The organism is uncultured Tenacibaculum sp., from assembly GCF_947504135.1.
GTDB lineage: Bacteria > Bacteroidota > Bacteroidia > Flavobacteriales > Flavobacteriaceae > Polaribacter.
Genome location: NZ_CANNGG010000010.1, coordinates 1 through 773 on the forward strand (window position 1 = coordinate 1; position 773 = coordinate 773).

1 protein-coding gene is annotated in these 773 nt (G+C 41.5%); it reads left to right on the plus strand.

Annotation, left to right across the window (positions count from 1 at the left end; all coding sequences use genetic code 11):
• A partial coding sequence (locus tag Q0663_RS12620; protein ID WP_299011690.1) for an Ig-like domain-containing protein occupies window positions 1-773 on the plus strand: 773 nt, incomplete at both ends.

A 773-nucleotide genomic window follows, 5' to 3' on the forward strand; every position in this document is an offset into this window, starting at 1 on the left:
CCAACAGTACCAACAGTAAACAGTCAAGTTACTAACGATACTACACCAGTAATCACAGGAACAGCAGACAGTTCAGATACGATTGAGGTAACAGTAAATGGAGAAACATATACAGAAGGAGACGGAAACTTAGTAGACAATGGTGATGGAACATGGACATTAAACATTCCAGCCGGAAACGAGATTGCAGAAGGAACATATGATGTATCAGTAACCGCTACGGATGCAGCAGGAAATACAAGTTCAGATGCAACGACCGATGAATTAGTAATTGATACTACTGCACCAACAGTACCAACAGTAAACAGTCAAGTTACTAACGATACTACACCAGTAATCACAGGAATAGCAGACAGTTCAGATACGATTGAGGTAACAGTAAATGGAGAAACATATACCGAAGGCGACGGCAACTTAGTAGACAATGGCGATGGAACATGGACATTAAACATACCAGCCGGAAACGAGATTGCAGAAGGAACATATGATGTAAGTGTAGAAGCAACCGATGCAGGAGGAAACACCAGTTCAGATGCAACGACCGATGAATTAGTAATTGATACTACTGCACCAACAGTACCAACAGTAAACAGTCAAGTTACTAACGATACTACACCAGTAATCACAGGAACAGCAGACAGTTCAGATACGATTGAGGTAACAGTAAATGGAGAAACATATACAGAAGGAGACGGCAACTTAGTAGACAATGGCGATGGAACATGGACATTAAACATACCAGCCGGAAACGAGATTGCAGAAGGAACGTATGA